This is a genomic window from Saccharothrix variisporea, from assembly GCF_003634995.1.
Lineage (GTDB): Bacteria > Actinomycetota > Actinomycetes > Mycobacteriales > Pseudonocardiaceae > Actinosynnema > Actinosynnema variisporeum.
Window position 1 is genome coordinate 8,379,752 of the sequence record NZ_RBXR01000001.1, and the last position, 17,089, is coordinate 8,396,840.

Genomic DNA, 17,089 nt, shown 5'->3' on the forward strand with positions numbered 1-17,089 from the left:
GGTTCAAGACTCATAGCAACCCCCGGAGGCGGCTTAGGAGCGTTCGTCACCCGCGTCCCCCAGGTGCCACTGCGGCACCGGAGGCGCCAGGTATGCCAGGTTCGGGTGCCGGCCCGGTCTGCGGATCCGGTCCCACCTCGCCGCCGTTCCGAGTGATGATCTCGTCGGCGGCGTCGGCGACGATCTTGTCGAAGATAGGGTCTTCGTAGTAGCCGCTGTGGCCCCGTATGGGGGACGCCGGCTCGTCGGGTTCCGGGTGGATGAATTCCGGATCGAGCAAGCGGATGTCGTGTCCCAGTCGCAAAGCCCAGCGGCCTGGGCGCGTTTGGACCTTCCCGGGGGTGTTGTCCGAACCCATCGTCAGCCATCCCCGGCCCTGGTTCTCGTGGCTGTTCCAAGGCTCAACGCCGGTCATCCTGTTGGGAGGCCACGACAGCACGGGAGCGCCCAGCGGGTCGGTCCACCGGTAGATGTTGCGCCAACTTCCCTGGAGGGCATCGTAAACCTCCTCCAGTCGCGCCTGGCCGAGGTACTGCGGGAACATGCGCGCGTAGGCCCATTGGAGCTGGGAACCATAGGACACAAAGCTCAGACGCTCGAGGGTCTTCTCGGCCTCTTCCTTCGTGATGTACCGGTTGCCGTCGGCGGCCAGTCTGCTTTCGTTGCGAAGCAACAGAATTGTGGCAGCGCACACCACACTTCCCTGGCTGTGACCGGACAATACGACTGCGGGCACGTCCTTCGCGCAGACGAGGTGCCTGGCCCTACTGGTCAGCTCGATGGTGGCACGGCCGCCGTAAGGCGGCGGGCACATCGGATGTGCCACTCGAGGCCAGAAACCGATCAGGTCCCACACCACGCCCACCACGGTGCGCATCCTGCCTTCCTTCCAGGTCCGCACACCGATCAGCAGGAGCGCCAAGACGAGACCGGACACCACCCAGCTCCCGATCTCGGATAGGTCCGTAGCGGGCTCCGACTCCAGCCACGTCGCGAGCCACGGAGGCTCCTTGTCCCGCCAACCGGGTACGAACACGCGCAAAATTGCGATGACACCGTTCGCGGCCAAAAGCGTCCCGCCGAACGCGGCCACAACCCAGACCGCCCAGTGGTAACGGTATTTCATCCCCGCCAGCCGCCACAACAACGCGATCTTCCGAGTTGTCGTCTCCGTCGCAGCCGGCTTGTCGTAGTCCTCCTCGACCAGTGCGTGCACGCCGTCGTGCGCCCAGGTCAAGGAGAACGACAAGGCGGCCAACCCGTAGGCCGCGGTGGAAAGCCCGACTGCGGACCAGAACAAGACGTCGTACTCCGACGTCCAGGACAGCACTACGGCGGCTGCGGCGGAAAGCGAGCCGACCAGGAACAGCACCACGGTGACTCGACCCTGTCCGGCCATCAAAGCGACCAGAGGAGGAACTGTCAGCAGGAACGCGATGCCCAACGCTCCCCACATCGCACCAGTCAGGTAGGCGGTGCTCAACGTGATTTGATAGCCCGACGCACCGTCGCCGACGACAGGCTCGGCCAGGAGATCCACCGCGCGGTAGGCGAGACCTCCGCTGAGCCCGGCTGCCAACACCACGGACACCGTCGCGACGACCACTGTGCCGTGACCCTTCCAGAAGGGCTTGAATGCCACGTCACCCGACTTCTGCGCGCCCCCCTGGAGCGACCGCTTCGCCCGTACGCCACACCACCACAGGCACAGCAGGAGAGTCACGGCGATGATCAGGTGCGAGTTCCACACTGCTTCGAACCCTGAGAGCGTCGGGACCTCCAGAGGCATGTCCTCTGGGGTTCGCCACAGGAATCCGGCTGCCAGACCCGCCGCGACAACCAGGTAGAGGACCGAGATCCACTTCAGCCCGCCACCGACGTTCATCGACGGCTGCCGGACCACCACCCCCAGCGCGAACGCCAGCAGCAGAAGGCCCGCACCGATGACCATGTAAGCCGCGTAGTCCGGTGCTCGGGACAACCCCTGCGTCCGCAAGGTTCCGCCGTAAAGCAAGCCGGTCACACCACACGCGATCGCAACGTTCGCGTCCCGGAGCATCCGGGTCTGCGGAGTCGTGTGCCAGAACGCGTAGTCACCGAGGCCGCCGGTGGACGACCAGCGATGGTTGGCACCCAACTGCTCGTACAGGAACGTCTGGCGCCCGAACCACCACAGCAACGCGATCACCAGCCCGGACGGCACGCCACCGAGCAGCAACATGGCGCCGAACGGCCAGTCGTCCACGAAATGGAGCCACGTGTTCATTCCCCGGCAGCCCTCAACGGCCGCGCACTGACGCACGACCAGCTCCAGCATCACGTAAGTCACGTTCGCGACAAGCATCGACGTCAGGACGGCACCAAGCACGCGAAGTACCGCGGTGGCCCACTTGGACGGTCGAAGCTGCGTGAAGAACGACAGGTTCAGCAGCGCGAACGGGATCAACAGCAGCCACAGCGCGCGGCTGGCGCCGCCCGAGGTGAACCGCCCCCAGTGGAAGGCCTCGATGAGCCGCTTCCTCCCCTCGGAGGTTCTCACCCTGGAGGAGCGGAGGAACCGTGCGACATCGTCACCCGCGACCGCTTCCGGGAACGGGTCGTCGAGAGTCTTCTCCGGCGGGGTTCCCGACACTCCGTGCACCCTCAGTTCCACGATCGGCTGAGTGTGACCGTCCTCTGACCTCGTCATGTGCCTCACCTGCCCGACGAGCGCGACTAATACTCCAATCGTCGCTACGCAGAGGTGTCGCGTTAACCAATATGAGACACCCGTTCGGGTGAACGAAGTGTCGCGTTCAAGGTCTCGTCCGCGAGCGCTGCGACCGCTCTGTCTCGGCACCGGCAACTTGAAGCGCCTGGTCGCAGAAGATCGACCGGAACCGCCAGTCCACCGCCGGGCTCGCAGGTCATGCGCGGTTGTTCGGCAGTGCTGACTAGCCGTGGAACTGACCATGCCGTCCGGATGATTATCAAAGCTCGGGTGGTACAAGGAGTGGTCATGCCGTGTGCATCAGTGGTGAAACCCGAAAATTGCGGACCCGACGGTCGGGTTTGTCCTGTCTGGCTTGATCGGACTGGTCCTTGCGCCACCCCAGGTGATCGGTAAGGCCAGGCCGCGACTCTACGAAAGACCGGGCACTGACCCTAGTTCTTCGTGGGGGCGTTGGCATGGGGCGGCGGGACGTAACGCTCCACGAAGCGGGTCGTGACAGCGAGGACCGCCTCCGCCGACGCCGCGCGCTGGACAAGCGTGCTGATCGACGACTGCCCCCACGCGAGCTCCGTTCCCTCGAGTCGGAGATCACCGAGGCACTGTTGTCCTTGGCACCGAACGACCAGCGGCACCTCAGGGGCGTGCTCGCGATAGGTGTCAGCTCGGTGGACATGGTGCTGGGATCTGACATCACGGAGCAGTTGGCCGCCGTTGCGCGATTCGCCGGTCATGCCGGACCGCGTGCTGGGGATCGACAAGACAGTGATTCGCCACGACTGCACGACCGGACCAGGCACGGCCGGAGCCCCACTTATCCATGTGGTCACTGGAGAAGTCGTAGGCATCCAATTCGCCGCACAGCGCGGCGCCGAGAAGGAAGGGCGCGCACTGCCGCTGTGCCAGCTGTAACGGACAGTCCAGGGCTAGTATCTCCGCCCCGTTCCGCAGTGCCAGCGTTACTGCTCAAGGACGTGAGGGTGGTCATCTTCGGGGCGTGGCTCAGAGCCGCTTGTTGCCGAGTAGGCGCACGTCCGGCATCCGTGCGCGTCGCCCTCAACGGAGCGTCCCAGGCACCGTGTCACGGCTTGTGGTGGAAGGTCAGCCACCGTGACCGGTGCTCCTCCGCGAGGAGGTCGGCCTGTGCCCTCGCTGCCTCCGACACGGGTTCGGCGCACCACGACGAGAGCGTCGATGCCATGCCGTGGACGAAGTCCCGGCCGAGGTCGGTCAGTGCGGAACTGGCCAGCAGGGTGTTCGACACCTCCAGGGCGGCAGAGCGCCAGCGCGCGAACTCCACGTCGCGACCCACCTTCCGGCAGAAGCCGGCGACGCCGAGATGCGCGTACGCGCCGTGGAGTAGACCGATGGCAGGACGCGGGTCCTCCCGCCAGGGCGCGTAGAACCGTTCGCCGGAATCCGGCGTGACCAGCGGGAAGAGGTCCATCAGCGCGACGAGTTTGGTGTGCTGCAACTCGTGGGCCAGGGTCATGGCGGTGGTCTCCGGGTCTTCGGGCAATGACAGGAAGATGCACCCGAAGGCGTCCGCGTGGGTGGCGCTGTTGATGCCGGAGCGAGGGCTGTCCAACGGCGTGAGCGCGGTGATCGCGGTGGCGAACTCGGCTGCTACGTCTTCGTGGTCGCTTGCCAGAATTGCCCAGGCGCCTGCGATGGCCTCCTGCCACCGCGCCACGTCGATGTCCTCGCTCACGGGCAGGCGCGTCGGTGGTCCTCCGTCGATCCAGCCTTCCAGCAGGAACGTCGGACCACCGGGCACTTCGACGCGCGGTGTCGGCTGCCAGCGCAGGTCGTCCACCGCGACCTTGCCGTGCGGACGGCCGACGAGCCGACCGAGGGTGGGCAGCAACGCCTGCTCGACGTCGGGCAGTTCCACCGTCATCGAGGCACCGGCGTGCACAGCCGCCGCTGCGGCAACCAAGCCGAACCCGGCTGGTGGTCCGCTCCCGAGCGCGGTTCGCGTGGCCCATTCCCCGACGACCGGGTGGTCGACTACCCGGCGCACCGCCGCCGCCGGGAGTCGCTTCACCACCTCCAGGCAGGACCGCGTCTCCGGCCACCGGTCGGCGATGTGGCGCAACAGCAGAAGCGTTCGACTGCGCCGGGCGCCGACGAGTGCGCGCGCGGCGGCGGCTCCGCCGCCCCCTCGGGCGAGTGCTTCGAACGTCGGTCGGGACATGCGCGACCTGACGGGCACAGGGCCTCCTCGTGCTGTTCGGCGGTCGAGTCGGATGCTGGTCCCGGGAAGCCTTCACTGCGGTGTCCGATAAAACGATCTCGGAAAATCGGTGAGGGTTGCCGGGTTGTCGGCGATTGCTCGGTTAACCTCACAGTCGAACACCGTGGACTCCTTCGGCACCTCGTCCGAACGGGTCATTCCGGCGTTCACTTCAGCGATGACCAACATCGGGGGCGGATCCTCGTGCGGAGGGGCGGAACATGGCTGACGAGGGCGTACTCGAGTCCGAACTGCTTGACGTGGCCGACGTGGAACCACCTGACCTGGATCGGATCGCCGCACCGGCGCTTCGTGCGTCACTACGTCGGATCCTGGCCGAGAGGAGAGTGCAGGATCAATACGCAGCCTTCCAGAGTTCGTTGTAGTGAGACCTGTGCCCGCCATCCGGGTGAACTTGCCGACTATTCTCCGCAATAAAGCGGAATCGCGTAATCATCCGCCGGTTCACCGCGATCTGGAGTAGTGATGAGCAGCCCGAGACGAGCCACCGTCGTCGTCTTCCTGTCGGCGTCCGGTGGCACTGGACGAACCAGCACGGTCGCCAACCTCGCCTGGGTGTTGGCCGCCGCGGACCGGCGGGTCCTGGTGCTGGACCGCGGGTCCGAAGGGCCGCGCGTCCCTGAATACCTGGAGCCTTTCTACCTCCGTGACGTTGTGTTGGCAGAGGAGTTCGGTGGTGGGGCACCGGCTGCGCGTGATCGCTCCGCGAACCAGCGCGGCACCGCGAAGCGGTACGCGCTGCCTGGTGGAGCCGGCCACATCGACGTCATCGCTGACGTGCCGGCGAGGGGGATCAGCGAGGCGGGGGGCGCCGCGCTCGGCGCGGCGCGGACCGATACGCACGACTATGTCTTGATCGACGCGCCGACCGGTGACGACTCCGCCGAACTGGCGGCGCTCGCCGAGGTCGCCGACGTCGGAGTCGTCTGCTTCGTCCCTCGGTCCAAGGCGATCAGAAACGCCGTGGCGCTGGCGTTGGCGTTCCGCGGCCACAAGCCCGCCGGGCTGCCGATCGTCCCGGTGGCCACGATGTTCAACCCTCGCGACGACCCTCAGGCGCGGCGCAGCCTGGACGCGATCCGCACCGCGTTCTCCCCGCTGGCGAGCTCAGGGCCCGCCACTACGGTCCAGATCCCGTACCGGCCGTACGAGGCGTTCGACCCGCTGCTCGCGGTGCTCGCCGAGGACCCCGCCGGCGACCAGGGGTTGCGGGAGCAGTACGAGCGGCTGGCGGCGGCGGTCACCGACGGCGGGGTGATCCGGATGCCCGCGATGCCGCGCGCCGTCGGATCGCGCTACCGCAGGGCGTTCGGGCTGGAGGACATCGGCGATCGGGACCGGATCGTGGTCGCCTACGCTCCGCGCGACCGGCCGTGGGCGGAGTGGGCGTGCGGCGTGCTCGAACGCGCGGGTGCGCAGGCTTCCTTGCTGCGTCACCACCGGGAGTGGATGACCGACGAGAGTCCGTGCGAGCTGGTCGTGATCTCGTCGGCCGAATGGGACAGGGGGAAAGCCGAGACGGAACTCGCGGCGCTGCTGGATCAGCGATCCGTCGACGTTGTGCGCCTGCGCATCGAGGCGGGCGAGCACGGGCCTGTCAGTGTCGACCGGCACATCGACATCGCGCGGCTCCAGGAGCCCGAGGCGCGTGCCCGGCTGCTTACGCACTTCGGTCTCATCGAGCCTCCTGACGCCGCCGGTGATGTCACAGCCCGCTTCCCGACCGCCGAACCTTCCGTCAGGTCGTTGCCGCCGCGCCACACGCGCTTCGTGGGACGTGAGGACGACATCGAGGCACTGCGGGACCGCCTGTCCGCCCACGGCGGGGTCGCCACGGTGGGCGGGGTGCCCGGCATCGGCAAGAGCGAGCTGGCGCTGGAGTACGCGCACCGGTTCGCGAGCGACTACGACCTGGTGTGGTGGCTGCCGGCGCACGACCGCCAGGCGGTGCTCATCTCCGTCTCGCAGTTGGGTGACCACATGCGGGACCCGGACCTGAACGACCCGGTGCCCACCGAGTACGGGACGACCTCACCGCTGGACGAACTGACCGGGGGCCGGCGCTACCCGCGGTGGCTTCTCATCTACGACAACGCCGACACCGAAGGCGTGCTGGACGACCTGGTGCCGTCCCGCGAGGGCGGTCACGTGGTGGTGACCTCGTCCACCGCAGCGGATCCGGACCTCGAACTGGACGAACTGCCCTCCGGCGACAGCATCCGACTGCTCGTCACACGGGTCCGGGGGCTGAGTGACCGGGACGCGGACCGGGTCGCCCGGGCGGTCGACCACGTGCCCCTGGCCCTGGAGCTCAGCGTGTCCTGGCTCGCCGAGGCGGTGAACCGCGAACGCCGGACCGGCACCGATGTCGTCGACGCGGTGACGTGGTCGGTGCGCGACTTCCTCGACCGCCTGGCGTCCGAACACCCCGATCGCGAGGTCGTCGCGCGGCTTGTCGCAGTGTTGACCGATTCCCTCAGGCAGGACCCGGCGGGGCGCGTCGCGGTGTTGTTGGCCGAGATGTGCGCGTTCTTGTCGACCCAGGGCGTCGGTCTCCGGTTCGTGCGCTCGTCTGCGATGACCAACGCCCTCGCCGACGTCGGTGGTATCGACGCGCGGTCGCTGCGGCTCGACAGTTGGGAGATCGACCGGACCCTGTGGCTGGGTGCGCGGTTCGGGCTGTTCCGCGTCGACTGGGGGGAGCGCAGCAACCTGCGCCTGCACCGGGTCGTGCAGCGGGCGCTGCTCGACGCGATGTCCGACGACCAGCGCGCCAAGCGCCGTGCTCAGGTGCTGGGCGCACTTGCCGCGTTCGCGCCCACGGAAGCCGAAGAGGCGGAGGAGAGCGACGACGGACGGCGAACTCGCGCTTGGCGGTTCCGGGAACTCCAGAAGCACGTGTTCACCTCCGGCGCGTTGGGAAGCGACGACGACGCGGTGCGCCGCTGGCTGGTCAACCAGCTTCGGTTCCTCTACACCGACGGCGGCTCGGGGGTGAGCCTCGCGTCGACCGCCCCCGGCCACGCGCTCCTGGAGAGGTGGACCCGGCAGTTCGGCCCGGACGACCCCCTGCGGTCCCGCCTGGCGACGCAACTGGCCAACGTGGAACGCCGCCTGGGCAAGGCGGAGGTGGCGCTGGAGCTGGACCAAGGGGCGTTGCAACAGCAGCGGCGGACGTTGGAACTGGCCAACCCGCAGACCTTGATCACCGCCCGCGGCCTGGGTGGCGACCTGCGCGGCCTGGGCGAGTTCGGTGAGGCTCTCGACGAGGACTACGACACCTGGCAAGGGTTGCGCGAGGCCTTCGGCGACGACCACCCGCACACGCGCAGTGCGGCGAACAACCTCGCCGAATCGAAGTTCCTCTCCGGAGACCCAGCGGGCGCCCTCGAACTGGAGATCGACAACTTCGAACGCCGCCGGCGACTGTTCGGGCCCGGCGATCCGAAGACGTGGTGGTCCCAGACAAGGATCGGGGTCTACCTGCGCGAGCTCGGGCATTACAAGGAGGCCGTCGACGCACTGCGCGGCGCGCGCGACGAGTTGCGCGGTCTCGACAACGAGATCAGCCCCGTCGAGCTCGTCGCGGGGTGGCACCTGGCCATCACCCAACGCCTCATGGGCGATGCCAAGTCGGCCAAGAACGCCAACGTCCAAATCCTGCGCAGGTTGCGCAGCGCGCAGGGCATCCATCACCCGGAGACGCTGGCCTGTGAACTCAGCCTCGCGATGGACCACCGGCAACTGGGCGACGCGATGACGGCGGTGGACCACTCCACCTCGGTCGTCGACGGATTGCGGAAGTACGTCGGCCTGGCCGAGGACCACCCGTTCGTCGCACTGGCCAGGCTCTGCCTCGGCTTGAGCATGTCGGCGGCGGACCAGGCGGAGAAGGGTGCGCGCGAGGTGGAGGCCGCGCTGGAGGTGATCGAAGGGCGCCTCGGCGAGGTCCACCCGTGGGCCCTCGCCGCGGCCGTGGCCCGAGCGCAGGTCACCGCGGCCCTGGGTGACCGCGCAGCGGCTCGGTCACTGGTGGACGAGGCGCACCGGCGCTGTCGCGTCTTCCTGGGTGATCGCCACCCGGCCACCCGGATCGCCGGGCACAACCTCTCGGTCGCACGGGACTCCGGCGCCGAACTGGACAAGGGCTGGAGGACCATCGATGTCGACATCCCCCAAACGTGAGGCAGGCGGTGCACCGGTGACACCGCACGAGGACCAGGCCGATTTCCTGGGTGACACTTTCCTCGAAGCACGGCAAACGTGCCGGCAAGCGGTCGTGGAAAGCGATGCCCTGCCCTACGTGGCCTACTTCAGCCAGGGGATCTTCACCTTCTCCGCCGACCGGCTCGGCGAGCACTACCGGGGCAGGAGCGCCCTGCACCGGCTGGGCCGGCAACTCGGGCACGCGGCCGACGACCTCGACGGCGTGCTCCAGGAACCGCGCACCGGCCCGCTCATCCGCGTGGTCCTGCACACCGACAAGGGTGCCGTCATGCGCAACGTCGTCGTACCCAAGGAGCACGTCGTGGCGGTGACCCTGGACAGCACCTCCCGCCCCGATCTCCCGCTCACCGATGTCGAGGAGGTCACGAACACGGACCAGGCGCTGTCCGCCCTGGGAACGCGGCTGCGCAGTCGGATCAGCTTGCGGTCGCTCAACCCCGGCGGCTGGGAGTCCGCCGAAGTGGTCCGCCGGCTCAACGCGGTCGGTTCGGACTGGGAACCGCGGGTTGCGGAGTTCAGGGACGTGCCCGACGAGGTGCGTGCCGCATGCCGCGCCGCCGTGCGTTCCGAAGACCTCCAGTACCTTGCCTACTACACCGGTGGCGAGCTGGCGTTGGAGGTGGACCACCTCGGCCACCACGCGCTGGAGCCGTTCTTCACCCAGATCGCGGTCGACACGCGGAGGTCGTTCTACCGGGTGTTCGGAAGCCAGTTGGAAGCGGTCGCCCGGCGCTTCAACCGCATCATCGCGGGTGCGCCACCCGGTGGGCTGGTGCGGCGCTTCGTGCTCGACGTCGAGCAAGGGGCCGTCTACTACTACCGCCTGGATGTCGGCGCATATCTGGTCGGCGTGACCATCGACCAGTCTCGCGTGCGGCACACCGACGAGCGGCTGGCGCGGCTGGCCATCCGCCTCGCCGACGTGTGATCACCACCCTCGCCGTGACGACGTTTCCTGGATCGCGGCGAGGCGTACGTCGGCGCTGAGGTTGCCGAGGCGCTGCCACAGCTCGTCCCGCCGCGCGGACCTGCTCAAGTGAGCCACCGCGCTGCCGCGCGCCGTCCAGGGTGTGATCCGGATGAGCGGGTCCAGCTTGCCCAGGGGCAGGTACTCGACCACCGCGTCGAAAGTGCGGCAGATCTCGTCCAACCGGTCGACCTCGTGCCGGGGCAGCTCGGCCCCGGCGTTGCGCACGTCCGCCGACTCGTGCCACTGCCGCATGCTGTCCCGGAAGGCCGTCAACGCCTGCCGCAGAAGCATGACGATGCCGAGCGCCTCCAGGTAACCGGCCGTACGATGCCTGCGTTGCACCGCTTCCAAGATCTCCGGGTCGTCGGTACCCGACGCGAACGCCTGGCGCGTCATCAGCTCCGTCTGGGTGTTCGCCTCCAACACGGCCAGCGCGTCGTCGAAGATTTCGGCCACGGCGTCCGGCAGGTCCGCCGACGATGGCTGCTCGACCGACGACGTCGCGCCCGTCGCCAGCCCGGTCAGCTGGTGCTGGATGTCCGCCAGCCGTCGATCGGAGGACGTGCGCAGCCCGTCGATGTGGTCGGCCAACTGCTCGATGAACCCGTACAGGTTGGACTGTTGCCGGTTGATCTGGTCGATGCGTTGCTGCACGGGGTCTGCCTCGGCGGTGGAGCCATCAGCAAGCAACCTCATGACAGCACGGATCTTGACCTGGAGGTCCTCGGTGAACCGGTGCGCGGAGTGGATGACGGGCTCGCCGCCGAGGACAGCGCGCAACGGATGCGCGAGGTCGGCGGCCACGACACCGTTGACGACCAGCACCACCTCGGTGTCCGGTTGCGCGTGCCGCACCGCGGCGACCCGATGTCGGACGGCATCGACGTTGGGATCGGTGAGGATCGAGTCGGTGAACAACACCGCACACCCGGTGGTCCGGCGGTCGAAGGTGAGCCAGAAGTCCACCCGGGAATCCTCGCTCAACGACAGGTGGTGGTCAGGCTGGTACACCCAACCGTTGCGTTCGAAGACCCTGCGGGCGTCCATGCGAACCTCGTCGACGGACAGCGCGCCGAGCTGCTCCCGCGCGGCGATCCGCACCATCTCGTCGGTGACCCGACCTTCGTCGCTTTCATGTGCCAACTGGTAGAGCATGTGGCACATCCGGACCACGCGCCGCGCGTTGCCACCGGTCAGGGTGGTCACGTACTCGGCGGTCTCCACGGTGAACGGGTCCAGTCGCGGCTGTCCGAACTCGGCCTCCTGCGCCATTTCGATGAAGGTCCGCACCTGTTCGGCACTCAGCCCCGCCATGTGGATGGTGTGGGTGATGCGCTGCTTCGCGCCGGCGTCGAGCATGCCGAGGAAGTCGGGGTGACCGCACAGGACCAGGCAGGCGCCCGCCTTCGAGAACACCTCCAGCATCTTCTGGAACGCGAGCATCACCCGGTCGTCGGAACTCCTGGCAGCCGAGAAGATCCGGTCGAACTCGTCGATCACCAGGACGAAACGGCGTCGGTCCCCGCCGAACAACAGGGCGAAGACCCCCATCGCCTCGAGCACGACGGGAGAGGCGGCGATCCGCGTCGTGATGTCGCGTTCTCGGAGGATGACGTCCGGCTCCTCGCCGCTGAGCCACTTCCACACCGCGTCCTCGAAACCGGGCCGCAGCAACAACGTCAGCGCGCGGCCGAAGCTCTCGTTCTTCGTGACGTCGTTGAGCTTGCGGTGCACCCGCCGCAACAGCTGGCTCTCCATGAGCCGCAGTTGTTCGACCACCTTGCGGGGTTCGACCTCGCGCTTGAGCAGCAGTTGGACCGCGTGACTGGCGAGTCCGGTGTCCTGCAACTGCTCGGCGACGATGTCGGCGTAGAACTCACTCACCCGGGCGCGGATCCGTTGGAGCCCGAGCTGGGAGAGGAGCCGTTGGTAGGTGCTGAGCACGTCTTCGGCTGTCGCCTCGACGTGGAGCGACTTCGACTCGTCCGCCAGGCGGTGGGCCGCGGTGTGCACCAACTCGCGGGCGAGGTGCGTCTTGCCGGTGCCGAGGTCGCCCAAGACCAACAGAACGGCCCCGGAACCCGTGTGGGCGGAGGTGGCGTCGGGTGCGTCGAGGTAGGCCGTGAGGTGGGCTGAGGCACGTCTGATGGCGTCGGTTTCGACCGTGAACTCGGAGCGTTCGACGTCCTCGTCGGAGCGGGCGACACGCGCCACGCCCATCGCCGAGAACGGGTTGCGCAAAGGTGCCCCGTCATCGCGTTCGCCGCTCACAATGCCCCCGATCCATCCACCGAACTGCGTTCGGAGTCCGCGAGGATGTCCTCCATGGTCACCCACGCGTCGTCCCCGTAGTCTGCCTGTCTCATCCTGAACTCGTACGTGCTGTGCATCGAACGCTGCAATTGCGCCACGGTTGCCATCCTGCTGCCAACCGACACGACCGTCTCGTCACTCATTCGGGGAAAACGGCCGGGAATCCCCTGCCGGTTCAGCCGGGCGTCCACGAACCTCTTCACGTCGCCGTCCTTCAGCGGGCCGACTTCCAGCACGATGGGCTTGGTATGCCGCTCCACGCCGACGTTGATCTGCTGAACAGCCTCATGGTCGAGCCGCGACGACTCCATCATCAGCAGGACCCGGCCGCGGACGAGGCTCGCGTACTTCACCACCTCCCGCCACAGGTCTTCCGGCGACGGCAACATGAGGATCAGGACGTTGTTCTCCGGTAGGAAGAAGCTGAGGTTGTCGAACACCCGGACGTACTCTCTGCGGTCCTGCCTGAACTCCTCGATCGCCGTGGACTGGATCAGGTTCTCGCGGCGCATCAGGTCGAAGAGACGGTCGCTTACGGTGGTGATTCGCTCGACCATGCCGGTCGGTTCGGACACCGCGAACGTCAAGGATGCGTCGACGACCTTCGCGTCCTTGCCCTGCTCCTTGAGCCCCGCGATGACCCAGGCCGCACACCGGTTGAGCAGAGCGCTTTTGCCGCAGCCGGTGTGGCCTGTGGCCAGGACGATGCGACCGCGGTTGATCACCGAGGTGAGGTCGCCCATCTGCCGTTGGAACTCCCGGAACTGCGCTTCACTGCTGTCCACGTCCACGTACAGGTGGTCGTGGTCGTGCTCGATCGGATTGAGCGGCTCCATCGGCGACACGAACGGTTCGACGAAGAAGGGGTTAACTGGCCGCTCCGGCGTCATGGCAACCCCCTCAGGGGCCGTGACAGCCCGATGGCGATCGACAGCACAGTGGTGCGGATCTGGGCGAGTTCCGACGTGCACGCGGCGCGGCGCTTCTTGTTCTCCTCGGTGTTGGCGCTCCAGCCGACGTTCAACTGCTCGCCGAGCGGGCCGGTGGTCAACCGGTCGATGACGTTGGTGGGTTCGGGCCACCTCGGGTGCGCGGCCTGTACCCTGGCCAGTTGGTCGACGAGCTTGTGCCGCTTGCTGGCGACATCCGTGTCGGCCCGGCCCGGCGTCCAACTGCGCAGGAAAACCTCGGTGGCGTCGTGGAACTCCGTGACGGCCGTGCCCAGTGCGTCCGCTACCGCGCGGCCCCGCGTGACTCGCTCGCGCCAGGTGGTGAGGATGAACGCGGCGAGCGCCCCGAAGAGACCGGTGAGGAACGGCAACACGTTGGCGAACCATCCCGGCCCCGGCGTCTTCTGGGCGGCGTAGAGCGCCTCGCAGGCGCGGGTGAAGCTGTCGGGGTTGGTCTTGCGCCACTGCACGACGTCCGGGTCTTGAGCGACCCCCAGCGCCTCGGCCGCCTCACGCAGCGCTGTTCGCTGTGCAGTGGAAAGGCAGTGGACCACTTTGGCGTCGTCTTCGGTGTCGGCGTGGGCGAGGGGCGGTGCGAAGGCCGCGGATGCACACAGCAGAAGTGCGGTCACAACTGCCCGCAACCCTCGCATGCCGTCCCCCTAACGGTGCCGGCGCCAACTTTACCGATGATAGAATCGCAAGTCGGTGGAATTTGGTTACTGCGCACAACCGTAACGGCCGAACATCGCCACCGGAACGCCTGACAGGGGCAAGTCCGCAGGTCACCGCCCGTGTTCCCGAAGCATCCCGAGTCGTGTCACCGTTTCCGTGCGACCTGGAATAAGGTTCCCCGATAATGAATTCCACCGGAGTCGACAAGTTGTGCGGACCCGGCGAACGGCTCAGCGGGCTCAACCGGATGGCGGTTGAGCGATCACCGTTGTTCCGTGGCTGCCCTGGAGATACCGGTATTCCCGAACTGCGGCCACACGGGTGCCTGTGCCGCGATCTTCGGCCGAGGAGCGTGCAAAGCGATGGGCGCCTTCGGCGGACGGATGCGGTCGTGCAGGGTGTTGGTGAGAGCGTGTAGCACGTTGACCACCACGACCGCCGGCGCGATCACCGCCGCCGCCGACGGCAGTACGGGCTCCAGCATCAGCGCCAAGATCACCGCCGTGAGGCCGTTCTGCTGCCCCAGTGCGAGCCGAGTGCGATCACCGCGCCACCGGGGCCTGGCGGTCAGCACCGATGCCGCGATGACCTGGGCGAGGAACGCCGCCACGCCCAGCAGCGCCCCCGTGGCGAGATCGATGCCGTTGACGAGCACCAGACCGATCGCGAAGACGCCCAGGAACATCGCGGCTTGGGCCCCGCGGTCGACGTCCGCAGTGCGCCCCGGCCGGTAGAACAGGCCGATCAACGCCAGAGCCAACAACAGCGAAGAAGCGGCTGCGAGAACGCCCGCCACCAGGACCGCCACCAACACCGCCGATCGTGCGAGGAGGGTCCCGCCCGTACGCGCCTCCCGGCGACCCTTGAACGTTCGCCAGACCACGTACACCACCCCGGCGAGCGCCACGTTGAGCGCGAGGTTGACGGCCAGCGTCCCCGCCCCACCGGCGAGGGGCGCCGTGTCGCCGCCGAGGGTCAATGCGGTGAGGTACACCGTCAGCAGCACGGTGACGGGGTCGTCGAACGAAGACCAGGCGGCGAGGAGGGTCTTGCCCGCTTCGGAAAGCCGCGATCCGGCACGCAGCGCGGCCACCGAAAGCGGGTCGATCTGCGCGACCGCCACGGCGAGCAGCAGGTGTTCGGGACGGCCGTGGAAGAGGTACATGACACCGAAGATCACTGCCACCTTGAGCAGGACGCCCAAGGTGATCGCAGCCAGCACCGTTCCCCACTGCTCACGAAACTCCGTGAGATCTATTCCGCGTGTGCTGGCGTAGAGGCCGAACCCGAGCAAGGCGTTGATCGCGAACAAGTAGCCGGGGTTGTCGGTGATGTCGTCCACCGCGAAGCCGAGAGCAGTCAACCACCCCGCGGCCACGGCGATCAACAGCACTGCAGAACGCGTCCACACCCTCGGCCCGCGATCGTTGCCCTGCATGGCATCCCCCCATGGCGAGCCTGAGTTCTTCGGTGCGGCGAGTGTATTGGCGAGGCGACCGGCGGAACAAGCGGCAAGTTGTCGGAATTCCGCAATATAGCGGATTGTGCAACGCGTATCCGCTTCGTTCGATCGATTGTTCGATGCGGTGTGCTCGAGTCGTCCTCCGAGAAAGTCGAGGTCACAAATGTGGCGCTGGAACGAAGAGAGCATTTGGCCGGTTGAACCCTGCGTAGTTCGGTCGTACCCTGTCACTCCTTCGTGAGGCCGCGTGCCGATCACTGTCGTCGGTTGATCGCACGTGCAGATGAGTGTGCCGAACACTCGCGTTTCGATCACACGCTTCTCCCTTATCGGGCGTGTTGGGGTTCTGCGAGGTGGGGAACTGGGCTGAACGTGGTCGTAGCGGCCGGCCTGGGGTGTCCCCGTCGGACTGGTCCGACCGGCTCGCTGACCTCGGTGCGACCGTGCTCGAACGGGTCGGCGACCAGCGGTACGTCGTCCTGGCGCCCACCGCCGCCGCGGTCGCCGACCTGGACTTCGTGGCCGAGGTCAGGCCCTACCGGCCGGGGGACACGGCCGACCCGAACAACCTCGTGCTGCCCGGCGGCCCGATCCCGGGCGCGCGGCCGGTGCGCTACGAGGTGCTCGCCCACCGCCCGGCCGACCTGCCCGGCATCCGGGAGTGGCTGGCGCGGCGCGGCTGGCCGGAGGACGGCGTCGGCCGCCGCAAGGTCCGGTTCCGCTGCGCGTTCGGCGATCCCGGCCTGCTGGAGCTGGTGGACCGCCAGGACGTGGCCGCGGTGGACCTCTACGTGCCACCGACCCTGCTCAACGACCACACCGAGCATGTCGTGGACCTGCGTCTCACCCCGCCGGCCCGGCTCGGCTGCAGAGCGACGCGGGGGGTCGGGTCTTACGAGCGGATCGGCATGGTGGCGCGACGGCCGCTGTTGTTCTTGGAAGCGAGCCTCGCCACGGCCGCGTCCGCTTCGTCGCACGAGTCCTCGTGCTTGACGTAGCGGGTGCCAGTTCGGTCACCAGTTGGCGCAGCAGCACGACGGCTTCGCCGTCCGACTTCGGCGCGCTTGAGCGTCAGCGCGTCCAGGCCGGCCTGGGCCGCCCGGTCGGCGCAGGGTTACCAGGCAAACGGTCCGTGTCGCGCCGACCGGGCGCCGCGACACCTGCCGAGCGGTCAGGTGCGGACCGGGGAGACGGGCCCAGTGGTCTCCGCTCGCCCGGAGTCCGATCCGACCGGGACGTTGTGGCAGCACTCCGGCATCTCGGAGCTCAAGCCGCACCGCTCGTCGACGTGCTGGGCGACGATGGCCACCAGACCGTCCGGCGAGGGTAGGTGGGTGGATCCAGTCGTCCACCGTGGCGGCCGGTGGCGTGCGCGGCGGTGTGCGAGCCGGGTTGTGACTTTGTGCCCTGGCCATCCAGGGGGTCGGGGGAGAAGTGTCGGGATCGAGTGCGCACGACGCCGGGGGCAACGGCGGTGAACTGTCCGGGAACTTCGCTGTCCATTGTAGACAGTTGGGGCGTCGGG

At 67.8% G+C, this 17,089-nt stretch carries 11 protein-coding genes; 4 read left to right on the forward strand and 7 right to left on the reverse strand.

The window, feature by feature from the left end; all coding sequences use genetic code 11:
• Positions 1-46 precede the first annotated feature (46 nt).
• The 3 genes from DFJ66_RS38125 to DFJ66_RS43180 form a co-directional block, all read right to left on the reverse strand.
• Positions 47-2,653 (reverse strand): hypothetical protein, encoded by a 2,607-nt coding sequence (locus tag DFJ66_RS38125; protein WP_147459474.1) that lies wholly within the window; start codon positions 2,651-2,653, stop codon positions 47-49.
• Between the two features lie 1,138 nt (positions 2,654-3,791).
• The gene (locus tag DFJ66_RS38135) at positions 3,792-4,808 is read right to left on the reverse strand and encodes an aKG-HExxH-type peptide beta-hydroxylase (RefSeq protein ID WP_246030087.1); all 1,017 of its coding nucleotides are present in this window, start codon (positions 4,806-4,808) and stop codon (positions 3,792-3,794) included.
• Positions 4,809-4,979: 171 nt separating this feature from the next.
• A complete protein-coding gene (locus DFJ66_RS43180) occupies positions 4,980-5,135 on the reverse strand; it encodes a hypothetical protein (RefSeq protein ID WP_170199935.1) in 156 nt (51 codons plus the stop codon).
• A 32-nt stretch (positions 5,136-5,167) separates the two neighbouring features.
• Here DFJ66_RS43180 and fxsA point away from each other — a divergent pair, with 32 nt between their 5' ends.
• The 3 genes from fxsA to DFJ66_RS38150 all read left to right on the forward strand — a co-directional run bounded on the left by fxsA (position 5,168) and on the right by DFJ66_RS38150 (position 10,122).
• Positions 5,168-5,332 (forward strand): FxSxx-COOH cyclophane-containing RiPP peptide, encoded by a 165-nt coding sequence (fxsA, locus tag DFJ66_RS45525; RefSeq protein WP_121228931.1) that lies wholly within the window; start codon positions 5,168-5,170, stop codon positions 5,330-5,332.
• A gap of 100 nt (positions 5,333-5,432) precedes the next feature.
• Positions 5,433-9,152: an FxSxx-COOH system tetratricopeptide repeat protein gene (gene fxsT, locus DFJ66_RS38145; RefSeq protein ID WP_121228934.1), complete on the forward strand. Its 3,720-nt coding sequence runs from the start codon at positions 5,433-5,435 to the stop codon at positions 9,150-9,152.
• A 94-nt stretch (positions 9,153-9,246) separates the two neighbouring features.
• The gene (locus tag DFJ66_RS38150) at positions 9,247-10,122 is read left to right on the forward strand and encodes a hypothetical protein (protein WP_147459476.1); all 876 of its coding nucleotides are present in this window, start codon (positions 9,247-9,249) and stop codon (positions 10,120-10,122) included.
• On the opposite strand, the gene DFJ66_RS38155 is transcribed toward DFJ66_RS38150, so the two are convergent.
• The 4 genes from DFJ66_RS38155 to DFJ66_RS38170 form a co-directional block, all read right to left on the reverse strand.
• Positions 10,123-12,405 (reverse strand): Cdc6/Cdc18 family protein, encoded by a 2,283-nt coding sequence (locus DFJ66_RS38155; protein ID WP_211351448.1) that lies wholly within the window; start codon positions 12,403-12,405, stop codon positions 10,123-10,125.
• Between the two features lie 26 nt (positions 12,406-12,431).
• A complete protein-coding gene (locus tag DFJ66_RS38160) occupies positions 12,432-13,367 on the reverse strand; it encodes a hypothetical protein (protein ID WP_121228942.1) in 936 nt (311 codons plus the stop codon).
• The gene (locus DFJ66_RS38165) at positions 13,364-14,080 is read right to left on the reverse strand and encodes a hypothetical protein (protein WP_147459477.1); all 717 of its coding nucleotides are present in this window, start codon (positions 14,078-14,080) and stop codon (positions 13,364-13,366) included. The genes DFJ66_RS38160 and DFJ66_RS38165 overlap by 4 nt, the downstream gene beginning before the upstream one ends.
• A gap of 284 nt (positions 14,081-14,364) precedes the next feature.
• Entirely contained in the window at positions 14,365-15,540 is a 1,176-nt protein-coding gene (locus tag DFJ66_RS38170) for a cation:proton antiporter (protein ID WP_211351449.1), read from the reverse strand.
• A 467-nt stretch (positions 15,541-16,007) separates the two neighbouring features.
• On the opposite strand from DFJ66_RS38170, the gene DFJ66_RS38175 reads away from it, so the two are divergent.
• On the forward strand, positions 16,008-16,562 hold the full coding sequence (locus tag DFJ66_RS38175) for a hypothetical protein (protein ID WP_147459478.1): 555 nt from the start codon (positions 16,008-16,010) through the stop codon (positions 16,560-16,562).
• Positions 16,563-17,089: the final 527 nt, after the last annotated feature.